The sequence below is a fragment of the Streptomyces ortus genome (genome assembly GCF_026341275.1).
In the GTDB taxonomy this organism is placed as follows: Bacteria; Actinomycetota; Actinomycetes; order Streptomycetales; family Streptomycetaceae; genus Streptomyces; species Streptomyces ortus.
In genome coordinates this window covers 6,887,796-6,906,779 of record NZ_JAIFZO010000002.1, presented here as the reverse complement: position 1 = coordinate 6,906,779, position 18,984 = coordinate 6,887,796, and the positions used below count along the sequence as shown (strand labels likewise).

Here is an 18,984-nt window from a genome sequence, read left to right as displayed (position 1 = left end):
GGAAGATGATCACTGTGACCCAGACAATCACCACCGCTGAACCCCTGAAGGCCCTCTCCGGCGAAGGCGTCTCCATCTGGCTCGACGACCTGTCCCGCAAGCGCATCACGTCCGGCAACCTCGCCGAGCTCATCGAGACCCGGCACGTCGTCGGCGTCACCACCAACCCCTCCATCTTCCAGGCCGCGATCGGCTCGGGCGAGGGGTACGAGGAGCAGCTCGCCGACCTCGCCGCGCGCCGTGTCACGGTCGACGAGGCCGTACGGATGATGACCACCGCCGACGTCCGCGCCGCCGCCGACATCCTGCGGCCCGTGTACGAGGAGACCGGTGGCCGCGACGGCCGGGTCTCCATCGAAGTGGACCCGCGCCTCGCCCATGACGCGTTGGCGACGGTCGCCGAGGCCAAGCAGCTGTCCTGGCTGGTCGACCGCCCGAACGTGATGATCAAGATTCCGGCGACCAAGGCCGGGCTGCCGGCGATCACCGAGGTCATCGGCCTCGGTATCAGCGTCAACGTCACGCTGATCTTCTCGCTCGAACGCTACCGCGAGGTCATGGACGCCTACCTGGCCGGCCTGGAGAAGGCCCGGGCCAAGGGGCTCGACCTCGCCACCATCCACTCGGTCGCCTCCTTCTTCGTCTCCCGCGTCGACAGCGAGATCGACAAGCGGCTGACGCGGGTCGGCACGGACGAGGCCCTCGCGCTCAAGGGCAGGGCGGCGCTGGCCAACGCGCGGCTCGCGTACGAGGCTTACGAAGAGGTCTTCGGCGGTGGGCGCTGGAACGCGCTCGGTGGCGCCCGCGCCAACAAGCAGCGTCCGCTGTGGGCGTCGACGGGTGTCAAGGACCCGTCCTACAAGGACACGCTGTACGTCGACGAGCTGGTCGCGCCCGGCACGGTCAACACGATGCCCGAGGGCACGCTGAACGCCACCGCCGACCACGGCGAGATCCGCGGCGACACGGTGAGCGGTGGTTACGCCCAGGCCCGCGCGGACCTGGACGCCGTCGAGAAGCAGGGCATCTCGTACGACGAGGTCGTCGGGCAGCTGGAGACCGAGGGTGTCGCGAAGTTCGCGGTGGCCTGGGACGAGCTGCTGGACGCGGTCACGGTCTCGCTCAACAGCAAGGGAGTTGACGGCGAATGAGCAAGAACCCTCCCGAGGGAACCCCCTCGGAGGCGGCGGGCGCGGGCGCGTCCGCCGCCGCCCCGGCCCGGGCGGCACAGGCCAAGAAGGCCGCGGGCACCAAGAAGACCGCGGCTGCGGCCAAGGCTGCAGGCGGCAAGAGCGCCGCCGGCGCCGGTAAGGGCGCGGGCGCCACGGTGGCCGCCGGTGCCAAGAAATCCGCGGGTGCAGCCAAGGTTGCGGGCAGCAAGAAGGCTGCGGGGGCCACGGCCGCCGCCGGTGCCAAGAAGGCCGCGGGCGCCACTGGCGCCAAGAAGACCGCGGGTGCTGCGAAGGCCTCCGGTTCCAAGCGCGCCTCCGCCACCAGGAAGACTGCACCGAGTCGCGCGAGGGCCGGGGCAGCCACGGACGCCGCGGCACCGGCCGTCGTCGACCCGGGCACCGCCGATCTCGCGCCGAAGTCGCTCGCCGAGGTGCTGGAGCATGCCGACGGGTGGGTCAATCCGCTGCGTGATCCTCAGGACCGTCGGCTGCCGAAGATCGCCGGGCCCTCCGGTCTCGTCATCTTCGGGGTGACGGGCGACCTGTCGCGCAAGAAGCTCATGCCGGCCGTCTACGACCTGGCCAACCGCGGCCTGCTGCCGCCCGGCTTCTCGCTCGTCGGGTTCGCGCGCCGCGACTGGGAGGACGAGGACTTCGCCCAGATCGTGCACGACTCGGTCCGCGACCACGCGCGCACCGAGTTCCGCGAGGAGGTCTGGCAGCAGCTCGCCGAGGGCATGCGGTTCATCCCGGGCGACTTCGACGACGACCAGGCGTTCGAGCAACTGCGCGCCGCGGTGGACGAGTTGGACAAGTCCCGGGGCACGAGCGGCAACTACGCCTTCTACCTCTCCGTACCGCCCAAGTTCTTCCCCAAGGTCGTCAAGCAGCTCAAGAAGCACGGCCTCGCCGAGGCGCCCGAGGGTTCCTGGCGGCGCGGGGTGATCGAGAAGCCGTTCGGCCGCGACCTGAAGAGCGCGCGCGAGCTGAACCGGGTGGTGCACGAGGTGTTCGACCCGGAGCAGGTGTTCCGGATCGACCACTACCTCGGCAAGGAGACCGTCCAGAACATCCTGGCGCTCCGCTTCGCCAACCAGATGTACGAGCCCATCTGGAACCGGTCGTTCGTCGACCACGTACAGATCACGATGGCCGAGGACATCGGCATCGGAGGCCGCGCGGGCTACTACGACGGCATCGGATCGGCCCGTGACGTCATCCAGAACCACCTGCTCCAGCTGATGGCGCTGACCGCGATGGAGGAGCCCATCGCCTTCGACGCCGACTCGCTGCTCACCGAGAAGCTCAAGGTCCTCAAGTCCGTGAAGCTGCCGGAGGACCTGGGCGAGCACACGGTCCGCGGCCAGTACGCGGCGGGCTGGCAGGGCGGCGAGAAGGTGCGCGGCTACCTCGACGAGGACGGCATCGACCCCGGTTCGACGACCGACACGTACGCGGCCGTCAAGCTGGAGGTCGACAACCGCCGCTGGGCGGGCGTCCCCTTCTACCTGCGCACCGGCAAGCGCCTGGGCCGCCGCGTCACCGAGATCGCCGTCGTCTTCCAGCGCGCCCCGCACTCCCCCTTCGACTCCACCGCCACCGAGGAACTCGGCGCGAACGCGATCGTCATCCGCGTCCAGCCGGACGAGGGCATGACGGTGCGCTTCGGATCGAAGGTGCCGGGTACGTCGATGGAGATCCGGGACGTGTCGATGGACTTCGCGTACGGCGAGTCGTTCACGGAGTCCAGCCCGGAAGCGTACGAGAGGCTGATCCTGGACGTACTGCTCGGCGACGCCAACCTCTTCCCCCGCCACCAGGAGGTGGAAGAGTCCTGGAAGATCCTCGACCCGATCGAGGGCTACTGGGACACCCACGGCAAACCCGCCCAGTACGCCTCGGGCACCTGGGGTCCCGGGGAAGCCGACGAGATGCTCGCACGAGACGGACGGAGCTGGCGCAGGCCATGAAGATCGACCTGACCGACACCACGGCAAGCAAGATCAACAAGGCCCTCGTGCAGGGTCGCCGCGCCATCGGCACGCCAGCCGTGGGCATGGTCCTGACGATGGTCATCGTGACGGACGAGGAGAACGCCTACGACTCGATCAAGGCGGCCGAGGAGGCCTCGCACGAGCACCCCTCGCGCACCCTGGTCGTGATCAAGCGGCACGCCCGCACCCCGCGCGACCGCACGAACTCCCACCTCGACGCCGAGGTACGGGTGGGCGCGGACGCCGGCACCGGCGAGACGGTCATCCTGCGGCTGTACGGCGAGGTGTCCGACCACGCCGACTCCGTGGTCCTGCCGCTGCTGCTCCCCGACGCGCCGGTCGTCGTCTGGTGGCCGGTGGACGCGCCGGAGGTCCCCGTCAAGGACCCGCTGGGCGCCCTCGCGCAGCGCCGGATCACCGACATGTACGCCGTCGAGACCCCGCTGGAGGCCCTGGAGGCACGTGCCGCCGCGTACGCGCCGGGCGACACGGACCTGGCCTGGACCCGGCTCACCCCGTGGCGTTCCATGCTCGCCGCCGCCCTCGACCAGGCCCGCACGAAGATCATCACGGCCACCGTCGAGAGCGAGGCCGAGAACCCGAGCGCCGAGCTGCTGGCCCGCTGGCTGGAGGCCCGTCTCAAGGTCTCGGTCGAGCGGGTCGTCACCGCGGGGCCCGTGGTCACCGCCGTGAAGCTCGGCACCGAGAACGGAGAGATCGTCATCGACCGCCCCGAGGGCCCCCTCGCGACGCTGTCCCTGCCGGGCCAGCCCTCGCGCACCCTCGCGCTGAAGGTCCGCAGCACCTCCGAGCTGATCGCCGAGGAACTGCGGCGGCTCGACGCGGACGAGATGTACGCCGTCGCCCTGCACGGGGACGACACCCGGAGGGAGAGCCGTGTCTGACTCACCGAAGCTCACCCGCCGCCCCGAGTGGACCGCCCTGGAGGACCACCGGGCCGGGCCGTTCCTGCACGCGCACCTGCGCGAGCTGTTCGCGACGGACCCGGAGCGCGCCGAGCGCTACACCGTGCGCGTGGGCGACCTGCACGTCGACTACTCGAAGCACCTGATCACCGACGAGACGCTCGCGCTGCTCCAGGAACTCGCCACCGCCACCGACGTGTTCGGTCTGCGGGACGCGATGTTCCGCGGGGAGCGGATCAACGTCACCGAGGACCGGGCGGTCCTGCACACCGCGCTGCGCGCCCCGCGCGACGCCGTGGTGGAGGTCGACGGCGAGAACGTCGTACCTAAGGTGCACGCCGTGCTCGACCGGATGGCCGGCTTCGCCGAACAGGTCCGCTCCGGCAAGTGGACCGGCCACACCGGCCGCCGCATCCGCAACGTCGTCAACATCGGCATCGGCGGCTCCGACCTGGGCCCGGCGATGGCGTACGACGCGCTGCGCGCCTTCACCGACCGCGACCTGACGGTCCGGTTCGTGTCGAACGTCGACGGGGCCGACCTGCACGAGGCCGTCCGCGACCTCGACCCGGCCGAGACGCTGTTCATCGTCGCCTCGAAGACCTTCACCACCATCGAGACGATCACCAACGCGACCTCGGCGCGGTCCTGGCTGCTCGCCGGGCTCGGCGGTGAAGCGGCAGCCGTCGCCAAGCACTTCGTGGCGCTGTCGACGAACGCGGAGAAGGTCGCGGACTTCGGTATCGACACGGCGAACATGTTCGAGTTCTGGGACTGGGTCGGCGGGCGGTACTCGTTCGACTCGGCGATCGGTCTCTCGCTGATGATCGCGATCGGCCCGGACCGCTTCCGGGAACTGCTCGACGGCTTCCACCTCGTCGACGAGCACTTCCGCACGGCCCCCGCCGAGGCCAACGTGCCTTTGCTGCTGGGGCTGTTGGGTGTCTGGTACGGCAACTTCTTCGACGCGCAGTCGCACGCGGTGCTGCCGTACTCGCACTACCTGTCCAAGTTCACCGCGTACCTCCAGCAGTTGGACATGGAGTCCAACGGCAAGTCCGTGGACCGCGACGGACGCCCCGTGGAGTGGCAGACGGGCCCTGTCGTCTGGGGCACGCCCGGCACCAACGGGCAGCACGCGTACTACCAGTTGATCCACCAGGGCACGAAGACGATTCCCGCCGACCTGATCGGCTTCGTCAACCCGGTCGCCGAGCTGGGCAGCGAACTCGCGGCCCAGCACGACCTGTTGATGGCGAACCTCTTCGCCCAGGGCCAGGCGCTGGCCTTCGGCAGGACACCGGAGGAGGTGCGGGCGGAGGGCGTGGCCGAGGAGCTGGTGGCGCACAAGACGTTCAGGGGCAACCACCCGACGACCACGATCCTCGCCCGCGAGCTGACCCCTTCGGTTCTCGGCCAGCTGATCGCCCTCTACGAGCACAAGGTGTTCGTGCAGGGAGCGATCTGGCACATCGACTCCTTCGACCAGTGGGGTGTCGAGCTCGGCAAGGTCCTCGCCAAGCGCGTCGAACCAGCCCTCACCGAGGGCGCCGACGTCCCCGGCCTCGACTCCTCCACCAGCGCCCTCGTGGCCACGTACCGCACTCTCCGGAAGAAGTGAACTGACATGACTGCGATGCAGCTTGGTCTCATCGGCCTCGGCAAGATGGGCGGCAACATGCGCGAGCGCATCCGCCGCGCAGGCCACACCGTCATCGGATACGACCGCAATCCGGAGCTCGCCGACGTGAGCAGCCTGGCCGAGCTCGTGGGCAAGCTCGAAGGTCCGCGGGTGGTGTGGGTGATGGTTCCCGCCGGTGCCGCGACCCAGTCCACCATCGACGAGCTCGGCGAGCTGCTTGAGCCGGGTGACGTGGTCGTGGACGGCGGCAACTCCCGCTGGACGGACGACGAGAAGCACTCCGAGGAGCTGGCGGCCAAGGGCATCGGCTTCGTCGACGCCGGCGTCTCGGGGGGCGTGTGGGGCCTCAAGAACGGCTACGCGCTGATGGTCGGCGGCGACGCCGAGCACATCGCCAAGGTCCAGCCGGTCTTCGACGCCCTCAAGCCCGAGGGCGACGCCGGGTTCGTGCACGCGGGCAAGGTCGGCGCCGGGCACTTCTCCAAGATGGTCCACAACGGCATCGAGTACGCCATGATGCAGGCCTACGCCGAGGGCTGGGAGCTGCTCGAGGCGGTCGACTCCGTCACCGATGTGCGCGAGGTCTTCCGTTCCTGGCAGGAGGGCACGGTGATCCGGTCCTGGCTGCTGGACCTGGCGGTCAACGCGCTGGACGAGGACGAGCACCTGGAGCGGCTGCGCGGCTTCGCGCAGGACTCCGGCGAGGGCCGCTGGACTGTCGAGGCGGCCATCGACAACGCGGTACCGCTGCCCGCGATCACCGCGTCGCTGTTCGCCCGGTTCGCGTCCCGGCAGGACGACTCGCCGCAGATGAAGATGATCGCGGCACTGCGCAACCAGTTCGGCGGTCACGCCGTCGAGTCCGCGAAGTAGGAGTCATGGGCGATCTTCTCCTCGTCCGGCACGGCGAGACCGAGTGGAGCAGGTCGGGACAGCACACGAGCTGGACCGACCTGCCCCTCACCGAGCACGGCGAGGAACAGGCGAAGTCCCTCGTTCCGCTCTTCGCCGGGCGGTCCTGTGCCCTGGTGCTCACCAGTCCGCTTCAGCGCGCGATACGGACCGCCGAGCTGGCGGGGCTGACCGGGGCCGTCGTCGACCCCGACCTGCACGAGTGGAACTACGGGGCGTACGAGGGCATCAAGACCGTCGACATCCACCGGACCAGGCCCGACTGGTACCTGTGGAACGACGGGGTGCCACCCGGTCCTGACGGGCAGAGGGGCGAGTCGCCCGCCGAGGTGGGCGAACGGGCCGACCGGGTGCTGGCCCATGCGGCGAAGGCGCTCGACGAGGGTGACGTGGTGCTGGTGGCCCACTCGCACTTCCTGCGGGTGCTGACCGCGCGCCGGCTCGGGCTGCCGGCGTCGGACGGGCGGCTGTTCCGGCTCGACACGGCCACGGTGAGCCGGCTCTCCCTGGAGCACGGGCGCCCGGTCCTCGCGGAGTGGAACGCGAAGCCGTAGCCGGTTCCCCGGGCGGGGCCCTTTCGCGAAGTTCCTCGCACCCCTTGCCACATCCGCACCCCAGTGGGTGCTGAGCGCGCAGTTCCCCGCGCCCCTGAAGGGGCGCGGCCCCGCCTTCAGGGGCGCGGGGAACTGCGCGGCCCACCGCCACGGCCCGCAGGCATAGACATACCTCGCGTCCACCGCCGCGCGGCGCCGGCTCGCGTGGCCGGGAGGTGGTGGTCCCCGGCCACCCTCGTCGCCACCGGCTGTGGCTGCTGTGGGTTCGGGGCCTCGCGGGGCGGCGGACGGCCGTCGCGGACGGCCGGGCAGGCGCCTGACGTGCACCGACGCGCCGCACGTGAGCCACCCGCCCGGCACCCCGCATCGGCGGGAACCACCGCTGCGGCCACCCCGCCCCACCGGTAGCGTGCTGCCCCCTGTCCCGTACGCATCCGTACGAAGGAGACAGCCGATGGCCGACACCGGGCAGTACGATCAGCGGTACGAACACTACGAAGGCGGAAGCCCCGAGGCGGAACGGCTGGTTTTCGATCGGCTGGCCCGGGAGCTGATGGAAGTACAGGTCAAGAACCGCCGGGCCGCCGGCGGCGCGACCGCCCGCGCCTTCCACGCCAAGGCTCCGCTCGGAGTGGAGAACGCCCGCCTGCGCTTCCACGACGACCTGCCCGCCGTCCTGCGCGTCGGCTTCGCCCGCCCCGGCGCCGACTACCCGGTGACGCTGCGGCTGTCGAACGCGAGCGGCATCCGGCAGGGCGACGGAGCCCCCGACCTGCGCGGCGCGGCCCTGCGCGTCCGCGTGTCGGACGAGGAGAGCCACGACCTGCTCGCCACGAGCCATCCCGTGTCGCACGCCCGCGACGCACGCGAGTTCGTGGCCTTCGCCAAGGCCATGGCGGGCGCCCGCAACCCCCTCCAGAAGGCGTTCGGACTCCTCGTGAAGCTCCCGCTGGCGGTCGGGTTCGAAACCGCCACCCGGATGCGGCGCAACGTCCAGGCGGCCACCCGGCAGACCGTCACCTCCCTGGCCACACAGACGTATTGGAGTCGCGGGGCGATGCTCTGGGGCGAGGCGGGACCCGTGCGCCACCTGCTGCGCCCGGTCGGCGGAACCCCGCCCGCTCCCCCGCCCGACCGGCGCGACCCCGACTTCCTGCACCACGAGCTGGCCCGTCGGCTCGCCTCCGCCGACGTCTCCTTCGACCTGTGCGTGCAGCGGTACGTGGACGAGTTGCGCACCCCGGTCGAGGACACCTCGGTGGAGTGGAAGGACGCCGTCTCGCCGCCGATCCCGGTGGCCCGGCTCACCGTACCGGGCCAGGATCTGGACGGGGCCGAAGCACGGGCGGCGGCCCGGCGGGTGGAAGACCTGGTGTTCAACCCCTGGTACACCACCGACGAGTTCCGCCCGCTCGGCAATCTCAACCGCGCCCGCAAGGCCGCGTACCAGGCGAGCGGCGCGCACCGGCTCGGGCTGCGCTTCGTCACCGAGGAGCCGCTGCGCAACCGGCTCATCGGCCGGCCCGTCGGCGCCGCACTGACACGGCTGAACCGGTATGTGCCCTGGCACCGGCTGCCGTTGCAGCTGAGCCTGCTGAACCTGGTCTTCCTGCGGAAGGTGCTGCGCCGGTTCAACCTCATCGACAGCGAGGTGCGCGAGGCCCCGCCCAGGGCCCAGTCCGTACCGGAGCCCATCGAGGAGCGGCTGCGCACCGAGCGCTCGTACGACGGGTCGTACAACGATCTGTCCGAGCCGCGGATGGGTGCCGTGGGCGCCGCCTTCGGACGCAACCTGAAACCGGACTACCGGCCCGACCGGTTCGACACGCCCAACCCGGTCACGGTGAGCCGGCAGCTCCTGCGGCGGGACAGTTTCCTGCCCGCGACCTCGCTCAATGTGCTGGCGGCGGCCTGGATCCAGTTCCAGGTGCACGACTGGGTCAACCACCGCAGGTACCCGGCGGGCGGTCCGTCCGTGGAGGTGCCGCTGCCGCCCGGCAGCGACCCCTGGCACAACACGCCGGGCGGGTCGGCCGAGAACGTGATGCGGTTCAGCGACAACGAGGGGCTGGCCCAGCCCGGCGACCGCCCGCCGATCCTGTTCGGGAACATGGCCTCGCACTGGTGGGACGGTTCCGAGGTGTACGGCGGCGACGAGAAGACCGCCCGTTTCCTGCGCGAGCCCGACGGCGGCGCCGAACTCCGTTTGGAGGACGGCCACTTGCCGGGCGCGCAGAACGGCATTCCGCTCACCGGGTTCAACGAGAGCTGGTGGATGGGCCTCAGCGCGATGCACACCCTGTTCGCGCGGGAGCACAACGCGGTCTGCGACGCGCTGCGCACCGAGTATCCGTCGATGGGCGAGGAGCGGATCTACCACACGGCGCGGCTGGTGGTCTCCGCGCTCATCGCGAAGATACACACGGTGGAGTGGACCCCGGCGATCCTCGCCACCAAGGCGATCGACATCGGTCTGAAGACCAACTGGCAGGGCCCGCCCAGGAACTGGCTGAACCAGCTGGGGCTGTGGCTGCTGGAGGCCCACTCGCTCAAGGGCATCCCGCACACCCTGCCGGACCACCACGGGACGCCGTACTCGCTGACCGAGGACTTCGTCACGGTGTACCGCATGCATCCGCTGGTCCCCGACGACTTCGAACTGCGCGAGCACCACTTCGGGCACCGGCTGGAGACGGTCGGGTTCATGGACATCCAGGGCGGCGCGGCCGAGTCGCAGATCCGCAAGACGGGCCTCGCGAACGCGCTGTACTCGTTCGGCATCGCCCACCCCGGCGCCATCACACTGCACAACTACCCCGAAGCCCTGCGGCGGTTCGAGCGGGACGGCGAGATCATCGACCTGTCGGTGGTGGACCTCGTACGGACCCGGCGCCGGGGTGTGCCGCGCTACAACGACTTCCGCGAGGGTCTGCACAAGCAGCGCATCCGGTCCTTCGAGGAGCTGACGCAGAGCGCCGAGTCGCTGGCGCGGCTCAAGGAGGTGTACCGCTCGGTCGACGAGATCGACACGGTGGTGGGCCTGTTCGCCGAGAACCCGCCGACGGGCTTCGGCTTCAGCGACACGGCCTTCCGCATCTTCATCCTGATGGCGACGCGGCGTCTGCAGAGCGACCGCTTCCTGACCGTCGACTACCGGCCCGAGGTGTACACACCGCTCGGTATCGACTGGGTGGAGAAGGGCGGCATGGACTCCGTCATCCTGCGCCACTGCCCGGAGCTGGCCGCGCTGCTGCCGCGCGACGCGAGCGCCTTCGCGCCATGGCGGGCGGTCCGCCCGACGGACAACGGCGACGGCGACGGCGACGGCCATGGAGTCAACGGTGAGCCGGGCTGAGCGCCGCTCCGGGCATCCGGGGCTCGACGACCTGCTGGCGCGGCCTCTCCTGGAGACCCTCTGGCGCCGCCGCACCCACCGGGTCAGCCGGGGCGCGTCGGTGCCGGCCGGCTCCATGAGCCACCGCTCCACGCACCCTCCGCAGCCCCTGTCGGAGCTGGAGGAGGCGGTGCTGATCGCGCTGACCGGCGCCACCGGGCTGACCATGCCGGACCGGCCCTTCGACGATCCGCGGGACGGCAAGCCCATCATGGCCAAGCCCAACCTCACGATGGCGGGCCGGACCGCGGGCAGCCCCGACAACGCGCAGGGCACCCACTTCTTCATGATCAACGACTCGGGCACGTACTACCTGCGCAAACTGGAACCGGCCCCGCACGAGCCCTTCGACGCCGCCACGCTGGTCGCCAGGGCCCACCGGGCCAAGGTGCGGGTCCTGGACCACCGCCTGGACGTCGCCGAGGGGATGCGCGACTTCCCGGCGTACCTCGACTCGAACCGGTTCCTGTCCAACCTGCCCGGCACGACGCTGTTCCTGCCGGTCGTCGACCTGTCCCACCAGTACGTCAACGCGCTGATGTACCTGCTCACGCAGCCGGACGGAGCCCGCCCGACCTTCGTCGACGACCGCAACCTCTACCGTCCCGCCGGGGTACGGAAGTGGGTGCGCAACGGATTCCTCAACGGCGACCTGAAACTGCCGCTGGGCGCGCTCGGCCCGATGCGCACCCAGATCGAGGCGGACCTGCTTCTGCAGAACCTGATGCTCACCGCCGAGGCGATGGGCCTGGGCGCCTGGATCCACGCCTCGGTCAACCCGCAGATCGCCCTGGGCGACCCGAAGTTCTCGAAGGCGTACGGCAGGATGCTCGGTTTCACCTTCGTCACCCCGCGCTGGCGGCTCGCCGACGTGTGGCGCTGGCACGTCCCGCTGCCCAAGTACGCGAACCTGCGCTCGCATCCGGTGGGTCTCACCTCCCCGGAGGGCGAGCCCCTGATCGAGGCCGCCTGCCCGCCCGCGCACCCGTCGATGTCGGCGGCCGTGGACGCCGTCGTCGAGGCCAAGTTCGGGCCCGGCGGCACGTACACCGACAAGGAGGTCTTCACCCGGATCTACAAGGAGGACTACGGGCAGCGCTATCTCGCCGAGGCCAGTGAGTACGAGTCACGGGTCGTGGACTGCGCCCGGGACGTGTGCGAGTACATCATCGGGACGCACCGGCGGTTCCCGGCGCACACGGACGCCATCCTTGTCCCGGGTGTCTGGCTGCAGGCACACCACGTCGAGGAGGAGTACTACGACCGCTTCTTCGTGAACGGTCTGACGCCGGCGCACCGCGAGCACTCCGGCGTCTGGGACGGCTGAGCCCACTTCGTCGCGGGGCCGGGGGCCAGGGACGGCTCTTGGTCAGGCAGGTCAGGTCAGGTCAGGTCAGGTCACGCCAGTGGTGGTACGACGCAGTCGATGAGACAGGGGCCGGGCTCTGCCAGGGCCCGGTCCAGCAGGATGGTGAACTGCTCGGCCGTGACGGCCCGTTCGGCGGGTACGCCCATGCCGCGGGCCAGGGCCACGAAGTCCAGGTCGGGACGGGACAGGTCGAGCAGATCGCCCGCCCGGGGGCCGGCGGCGGTCGCGCCGACGGACTGGAGCTCCAGTTTGAGGACCGAGTACGCGCGGTTGTCGAAGAGCACGACGGTGATGTCGAGCTGCTCGCGGGCCATGGTCCACAGCGCCTGCAGGGTGTACATGGCGCTGCCGTCCGCCTCCAGGGCGAGCACGGGCCGGCCGGGCGCGGCGAGCGCGGCGCCGACGGCCGCGGGCAGCCCCTGTCCGATGGCTCCGCCGGTGAGGGTGAGCCAGTCGTGGGGCGGGGCGCCCGCCGTCGCGGCGGGCAGCCAGATGCCGGAGGTGTTCGCCTCGTCGACGACGATCGCCTGGTCCGGGAGCAGCGCGCCGATCGCCGCGGCGGCGCTCTCGCCGGTCAGGGCCCCGGTGGGCCGCTCGGGCCGCGAGGGCGCCTGCGGTAGGGGAGTCACGGCGCTCTGCACCAGTTCCGCGAGTGCCTCAAGGGCCGCTGTGACGTCCTCGGTCCCGGTGGCCGCCGACAGCACCCGGCAGCCGTCCGGGACGATCCGGCCGCTCTGCCCCGGGTAGGCGAAGAACGTGACCGGCTCGGCCGCTCCGGCGAGCAACAACAGCCGCGCGCCCGCCAGTTGGGCGGTGGCGTCCGCCTCACGGTAGGCGAGCCTGCCGACCGCGGGCAGCCCGGCGCCACGTTCCAGCCGGGCCGGGAAGGTCTCGCACAGGAGCCGGGCGCCGGTCGCGGCGGCGATCCGGGCGGCAGCCCGCAGACCGCGCCCGTGCGTGGCCGCGCCGCCGAGGAGCAGCGCGGCGGGCTCGGTGGAGCGCAGCGCCCGCGCCGCCTCCTCGACGGCCGCCGCGGACACGGCTCCGGGGCGCGGCCCGGTCCTGGCGGGCGGCGGGCCCGACTTGCCCGCCTCCGACCAGGACACGTCGGCGGGCACCAGCAGGGTCGCGACCGAGCCGGGCGGCCCGTACGCGGCGGCGACGGCCTCGGCCGCGTCGCTCGCCAGGTCGGTGGCGCGATACGTGCGCCGGGTCCAGCCGGAGACGGTGCGCGCGAGGGACCCGATGTCGGACTCCAGGGGCGCGTCGAGCCGTTTGTGCGGCAGGGCGTGGTCACCGACGACGTTCACGACGGGGGTGCCCGCGCGGCGGGCGTTGTGCAGGTTGGCCAGGCCGTTGGCCAGTCCTGGGCCCAGGTGGAGAAGCGTCGAGGCGGGTTTGCCCGTCATGCGCCCGTAGCCGTCGGCCGCTCCCGTGGCCACGCCTTCGAAGAGACAGAGCACCGCGCGCAGGCCCGGTACCTCGTCCAGGGCGGCCACGAAGTGCATCTCCGAGGTACCGGGGTTGGCGAAGCACACGTCGACGCCCGCGTCCACGAGGCCTTCCACCAGGGTCTGCGCTCCGTTCGGCATGGCGGTCCGCCTCTGCTGCTCGTGCCTGTCGGGGGTGTGCGCCTGCCAGTCTCACCAGGTTCACAACGGGGCGTCAGCCGGATTCCGGACATCCGGACCGCCGGAGAGCCGGTCGGCCGCCGGCTCAGCGCACGGGCCGCCGTACGTGCTGCGCCGCCAGCCGCACCGGGGCGTTGCGCGCGCCGTAACCGCGGTGTCCCGGGTCGCGCTGGACCAGTTCGAAGAAGACCCGGCCGATCGTCTCCGTGTAGCAGTGGCGGAACGCGCCGTCCGCGTCCCGGTCGTAGAGGATGCCGAGTGCGCGGAAGGTCTCCAGCTCGCCGTCGGCGAACTCGTACCTGGCCGCGAGGTCGTCGTAGTAGTTGGCGGGGATGGCGAGCAGCCGGCCGCCCGCGGCCCGGAAGCGGCGCGCCGCCGTCACGAGGTCGTCGGTGGCGAGCGCGATGTGCTGGGCCCGGTCGCCGTCGTCGGCGCTCGGGGCCGGGCCGACACCGAGGGCGATACGGACACTGCCGTCGGCGTTGGTGACGGCCCGGCTGCGCAGCAGCCCGTACGGGTCGGCGACGTCCACGCTCTCCAGGGCGCCGAGCCCCAGAACGCTGCGGTGGAAGAGCGCGGCCTCGTCGAACTGGTGCCAGGGCTGGGTGAGGGCGAGGTGATCGATGCGGTGGATGCCGCCGGGGGCGGGCTCCGTGGGGTCTGTGGTATCCGCGGGCCCTGTCGGCCCAGTCGGTCCTGCGGGGTCTGTGGGGTCTGCGGGGTCTGCGGGGTCGAAGTCGCTTGTCCAGTCGGGCAGTCCGGGGCGGCCGGTGGCGCAGAAGAAGAGTTCCGTACCGTCGGGTGCGGCGACGGCGTCCAGGGGCACGTCTTCCGGGGTGCGGCGGCGCGGCAGCACGGGGGCGAGCAGTGCTTCGGCACGCTTGGCCGCGCCGGCCGGGTCCGGTGACTCCAGCCCGACGGCGGCGAGCTGCGTACCGTCGCGGCGGGCGCCCGGACCGGTGTTGAGCAGCACCCGTGCCTCCCCCTGCTGCCACAGGTCGACCGGTTTGCCGCGGTGCCGGGCGGTTCTGGTGAAGCCGAGCGCTGCCAGGAGTTCCGAGACCGGTTCGACGTCGGGGCTGACCAGTTCGGCGAAGGCGACGCCGGTCGGCACGACGGGCGCGGGCGGTGCGGTGAGGCCGACGCTCTCCTGCAGCACGAGGAGCGAGCGCTGCGCGTCGACGGCGGTCGGCCCGGCCTCGGCCTGCCGGAAGACGTCGTTGAAGACTTCGAGGGAGAGCGGCCCCTGATAGCCGGCCTTGATCACCTGCCGGAGGAACCCGGCGATGTCGAAGCCGCCCTGACCGGGGAAGCAGCGGTGGTGGCGGCTCCACTGCAGGACGTCCATCGCCATGAGCGGCGCGTCGGCCAGTTGCAGAAAGAAGATCTTCTCGCCGGGAATCTCCGCGATCCCTTCGAGAGCCCGGGGGTCGGAGTCGCGGGCGAGGATGTGGAAACTGTCCAGGCAGGTGCCGAGCGCCGGGTGGTCGGCGGCTTCGACGATGCGCCAGGCGTGGTCGTACGTGCTGACGTGCCGGCCCCATGCCAGGGCCTCGTACGCGACGCGGATACCGAAGCCGTCGGCGAGTTCGGCCAGGCGGCGCAGCTGGAAGGCGGCGAGCGCGTCGTCGTCGACCGCGTGGGGCGAGACACTGGAGCACACCAGGACGGTGTCCGCGCCGAGTCGCTCCATGAGCCGGAATTTGTGCTCGGCCCGGCGCAGGTTGCGCTGGAACTCGTCCGGCGGCACGGCCTCGATATCGCGCATGGGTTGATACAGATCGATGCTCAGCCCGAGATCGGCACAGCGCGCGCGAATCTCCTCCGGTGTCAGCGGACTGGCCAGCAGATCGTTCTCGAAGACCTCGACCCCGTCGAACCCGGCCCGCGCGGCAGCGGTGAGCTTCTCGGTGAGGGCTCCGCTGAGGGAGACGGTGGCGATGGAGGTACGCACGTTGCTACTCCTCGGATTCCGACGTACAAGGGGGCGCAGCCGCAAGGGGCGCGGGGAACGGCGCGGTCCTCTGTCCTCAGGGGGCTCGCAGGGCGCCGGCCCCCGCCAACTCGGAGATGTCCGCCAGCATCCGTGAGGCGTCCGCCTCCCGCCCCGTGACCAGCCGAAACGCGTCCGCCGCCTGGAAGACAGCCATCCCCCCACCATCGAGCACCGCGCACCCCACCTCCCGCGCGACGCGCAGCAGCTCGGTCTCCAGCGGCCGGTAGACCACCTCGGCCACCCACAACCGGGGCCGCAGCAGCTCCGCCGCGAACGGCAGGCCGGGGTGCGCCGCCATCCCCGTGGGCGTGGCGTGCACGACACCGTCGGCCCCGACGAGCAACGCGGCCAACCGCTCCGGGTCACCGGCGTCCACCCGACCCGCCCCGAACTGCCGGTTCAGTTGGTCGGCCAGCGCCCCCGCCCGGTCCGGCAGCGCGTCCACCACGGTGACGGACCCCGCCCCGAGCGTCAGCAGGGCGTGCGCGACGGCCGCCCCCGCTCCCCCAGCGCCCAGCTGCACCACCCGCTCCAGCCGGGCGTCGGGCAGTCCGCGCGCGAAGGACGCCGCGAAGCCGGTGACGTCCGTGTTGTGGCCGATCGCGCGCCCGGCGTCGAAGACGACCGTGTTCACCGCGCCGAGCGCCTCGGCCTGCGGGGAGAGCGCGTCCAGGTGCTCGATGACGAGCTGCTTGCACGGGTGGGTGATGTTCAGCCCGTCGAAGCCGAGGTCACGGGCGGCGCGCACCAGATCGCCCACCGCCTCCGGCGCGACACCGAGCACGTCGATGTCGATGAGCCGGTACAGATAGCGCAGGCCCTGGCGGTCGGCCTCCCGCTCGTGCAGGGCCGGGCTGAGCGAAGGGCCGATGCCGGCGCCGATCAACCCGACGAGATACGAGTCCTTGACCACGGCGACCACGCCGGACCTCCCGAGCAGCTCACTAATGTACGAACCAGTACGTTAGCTATATCAGCATCCTTTGACCACGGGAAGGCCCCGGCGGACACCCCGGCCCGGGCGCCGCCACCTGCTTCTAGAATCGCGGGACACCGGCCCCTCGCCCGCGAGCAGCCGCGGCAGCCAGAGCACCCAGAAACACCCGGCAGAGCCCGAAGGAACCCGATGACCAGCGTCGAAGAACCGGCAAGGCCGAACGGACGCATCCGCGACGCCGTACGCACGAGGGCCGAGATCCTCGACGTGGCGACCCAGGAGTTCGCGCGGGCCGGCTACGACGGGGCCCGGGTGGACGAGATCGCCGCCCGCACCCGGACCACGAAGCGGATGATCTATTACTACTTCGGCGGCAAGGAGCAGCTGTTCACCGCCGTGCTGGAGCGGTCGTACAGCGTCATCCGCGAGGCCGAGCAGGGGCTCGACGTCGAACATCTGGACCCGGTCGCGGCCATCCGGCGGCTGGCCGAGCTGACCTTCGACCACCACGAGGCGCACCCGGACTTCATCCGGCTGGTCAGCATCGAGAACATCCACGGGGCCGCGCACATCGCCGGCTCCGAGAAGCTCGGCCGGATCGGTTCGCCCGCGCTCGACGTGATCCGCCGCATCCTGGAGTCGGGGCGGGAGTCGGGCCTGTTCACGGCCGACGTCGACGCCGTGGACCTGCACGCGATGATCAGCTCGTTCTGCTTCTTCCGGGTCGCCAACCGGCACACCTTCGGCGCCCTGTTCGGCCGCGACCTGGTCGACCCCGCGCAGCGTGAGCACTACCGGAGCATGCTGGGCGACATGGTCATCGCCTATCTGACGGCGGACCGCACGGCGGACTGAGCCTCCGCAAGATCCTTGGGCGCGACCTCTTGACACCCGGGAAACGTGAGCGCAACATCCGTAGCCAGCCACTACTAACTATCCAGTGGGTTAATTAACCGAGCAGGCCCCGGCACGGCGGCCCCACCACCCCAGGGACCACCACTCCTGCCCCGCTCAGCACCGCCCCCTCCCGCACCCCCCCGCTCACTCCCTCCCTCCCGCTCACTCCGCCTACGTTGGAGTTCCCCCGAAGGAGCACCGCCGTGTCCGTCCCCGCAGCACCCCTCGACGCGCCACCCGGCCAGCCGAGGAAGGCCGCGACAGCCGCCTGGATCGGCAGCGCGCTGGAGTACTACGACTTCTTCATCTACGGGAGCGCAGCCGCGCTGATCTTCCCGGAGGTCTTCTTCGACGAGTCCGACCCCGCCACGGCGACCCTGCTGTCGCTGGCCACGTTCGGGGTCGCGTACGCGGCGCGTCCGGTCGGGGCCCTGTTCCTCGGGCACTTCGGCGACAAGGTCGGCCGTAAGAAGATCATGGTCTTCACGCTGATCCTGATGGGCTTGTCGACGTTCCTCATCGGCTGTCTGCCGACCCGCGACCAGGTCGGCACGCTGGCGCCGGTACTGCTGGTCCTGTGCCGCGTGCTGCAGGGCATCTCGGCCGCCGGCGAGCAGGCCAGCGCCAACTCCATGTCGCTGGAACACGCGCCACCGGACAAACGCGGCTTCTTCACCAGCTTCACGCTCAGCGGCACCCAGGGCGGCCAGCTCCTCGCCACCCTGGTGTTCATCCCGGTCGCCGCGATGCCCGAGGACCAACTGCTCGCCTGGGGCTGGCGCATCCCGTTCTGGATGAGCATCGCGGTCGCCGTCGTCGGCTACGTGATCCGCCGCACCCTTGAGGAGACGCCGACCTTCACCCAGCAGGCCGCCACCGAGGGCGTCGCGAAGATGCCCCTCGCCGTGCTGATGCGCGAACACTGGGCGGACGTCCTGCGGGTGGTCGCCGCCGCGCTGGTCGCCTCGATCAGCACGATCTTCACGGTGTGGGCGCTGGCGTACGCGACGAGTGACGCGGTCGGCATGGACCGCACGTCGATGCTGTGGGTGGGAGCGCTGGCCAACCTCGTCGCGCTCGGCGCGATCCCGCTGTGGGCCGCCCTGTCCGACCGCATCGGCCGCCGCCCGGTTTTCCTGGTCGGCGCCGCGGGCAGCGGCGTACTGATGTTCCTCTACCTGTGGGCCATCTCCACGGGCTCCTATCCGCTGGTCCTGTTCCTCGGCATCGTCACCTTCGGTGTCGTGTACAGCGCGGCGAACGGTGTCTGGCCGTCCTTCTACGGAGAGATGTTCTCGACCAGGGTCCGCCTGTCGGGGATGGCCGTCGGCACGCAGATCGGTTTCGCGGTCGCCGGTTTCGCGGTGACGTTCGCCGCGCAGATCGCGGGCCCGGACGGAGACGACTGGCTGTCCGTGGCCGTGTTCACGGCTGCCCTGTGCGTCCCCCCGGTGATCGCCGCACTGACGGCACGGGAGACACACAAGGTCCCGACGGAACACCTGGGCGAGCGAAGCAATCAGGAGTCACCGGACGTACTCAGCCCGTCCGGCGTCTGAG

The 18,984-nt window shown here is 71.1% G+C and carries 13 protein-coding genes; 10 read left to right on the top strand and 3 right to left on the bottom strand.

Annotated elements, in window-relative coordinates; translation table 11 throughout:
* Positions 1 to 5: 5 nt before the first annotated feature.
* From tal to K3769_RS33370, 8 genes are all read left to right on the top strand, one after another.
* Positions 6 to 1,151, top strand: a complete 1,146-nt coding sequence (gene tal, locus K3769_RS33405) for a transaldolase (protein ID WP_267029974.1) — start codon at positions 6 to 8, stop codon at positions 1,149 to 1,151.
* A 452-nt stretch (positions 1,152 to 1,603) separates the two neighbouring features.
* Positions 1,604 to 3,142, top strand: a complete 1,539-nt coding sequence (zwf, locus tag K3769_RS33400) for a glucose-6-phosphate dehydrogenase (protein WP_267031643.1) — start codon at positions 1,604 to 1,606, stop codon at positions 3,140 to 3,142.
* Entirely contained in the window at positions 3,139 to 4,071 is a 933-nt protein-coding gene (gene opcA / locus K3769_RS33395; RefSeq protein ID WP_267029973.1) for a glucose-6-phosphate dehydrogenase assembly protein OpcA, read from the top strand. Before zwf ends, opcA begins: the two co-directional genes overlap by 4 nt.
* Entirely contained in the window at positions 4,064 to 5,713 is a 1,650-nt protein-coding gene (gene pgi / locus K3769_RS33390; RefSeq protein WP_267029972.1) for a glucose-6-phosphate isomerase, read from the top strand. The genes opcA and pgi overlap by 8 nt, the downstream gene beginning before the upstream one ends.
* Positions 5,714 to 5,728: 15 nt before the next feature.
* A complete protein-coding gene (gene gnd, locus K3769_RS33385) occupies positions 5,729 to 6,607 on the top strand; it encodes a phosphogluconate dehydrogenase (NAD(+)-dependent, decarboxylating) (protein ID WP_267031642.1) in 879 nt (292 codons plus the stop codon).
* 5 nt (positions 6,608 to 6,612) lie between these two features.
* Positions 6,613 to 7,200, top strand: coding sequence for a histidine phosphatase family protein (locus K3769_RS33380; protein ID WP_267029971.1), 588 nt, complete (start codon positions 6,613 to 6,615; stop codon positions 7,198 to 7,200).
* A 454-nt stretch (positions 7,201 to 7,654) separates the two neighbouring features.
* Positions 7,655 to 10,555 carry a peroxidase family protein gene (locus tag K3769_RS33375; protein WP_267029970.1) on the top strand — a complete coding sequence of 967 codons (2,901 nt, stop codon included), beginning with the start codon at positions 7,655 to 7,657 and terminating at the stop codon, positions 10,553 to 10,555.
* Positions 10,542 to 11,921, top strand: coding sequence for a hypothetical protein (locus K3769_RS33370; protein WP_267029969.1), 1,380 nt, complete (start codon positions 10,542 to 10,544; stop codon positions 11,919 to 11,921). Before K3769_RS33375 ends, K3769_RS33370 begins: the two co-directional genes overlap by 14 nt.
* 71 nt (positions 11,922 to 11,992) lie before the next feature.
* On the opposite strand, the gene K3769_RS33365 is transcribed toward K3769_RS33370, so the two are convergent.
* From K3769_RS33365 to K3769_RS33355, 3 genes are all read right to left on the bottom strand, one after another.
* The gene (locus K3769_RS33365; RefSeq protein ID WP_267029968.1) at positions 11,993 to 13,555 is read right to left on the bottom strand and encodes an acetolactate synthase large subunit; all 1,563 of its coding nucleotides are present in this window, start codon (positions 13,553 to 13,555) and stop codon (positions 11,993 to 11,995) included.
* A gap of 124 nt (positions 13,556 to 13,679) precedes the next feature.
* Positions 13,680 to 15,548, bottom strand: a complete 1,869-nt coding sequence (locus K3769_RS33360; RefSeq protein ID WP_267029967.1) for a bifunctional sugar phosphate isomerase/epimerase/4-hydroxyphenylpyruvate dioxygenase family protein — start codon at positions 15,546 to 15,548, stop codon at positions 13,680 to 13,682.
* A gap of 76 nt (positions 15,549 to 15,624) precedes the next feature.
* Positions 15,625 to 16,503, bottom strand: a complete 879-nt coding sequence (locus K3769_RS33355; RefSeq protein WP_267031641.1) for a shikimate dehydrogenase — start codon at positions 16,501 to 16,503, stop codon at positions 15,625 to 15,627.
* A gap of 213 nt (positions 16,504 to 16,716) precedes the next feature.
* Here K3769_RS33355 and K3769_RS33350 point away from each other — a divergent pair, with 213 nt between their 5' ends.
* Positions 16,717 to 17,382, top strand: coding sequence for a TetR/AcrR family transcriptional regulator (locus K3769_RS33350; protein WP_267029966.1), 666 nt, complete (start codon positions 16,717 to 16,719; stop codon positions 17,380 to 17,382).
* A 245-nt stretch (positions 17,383 to 17,627) separates the two neighbouring features.
* Positions 17,628 to 18,983 carry an MFS transporter gene (locus tag K3769_RS33345; protein ID WP_267029965.1) on the top strand — a complete coding sequence of 452 codons (1,356 nt, stop codon included), beginning with the start codon at positions 17,628 to 17,630 and terminating at the stop codon, positions 18,981 to 18,983.
* Position 18,984: the final 1 nt, after the last annotated feature.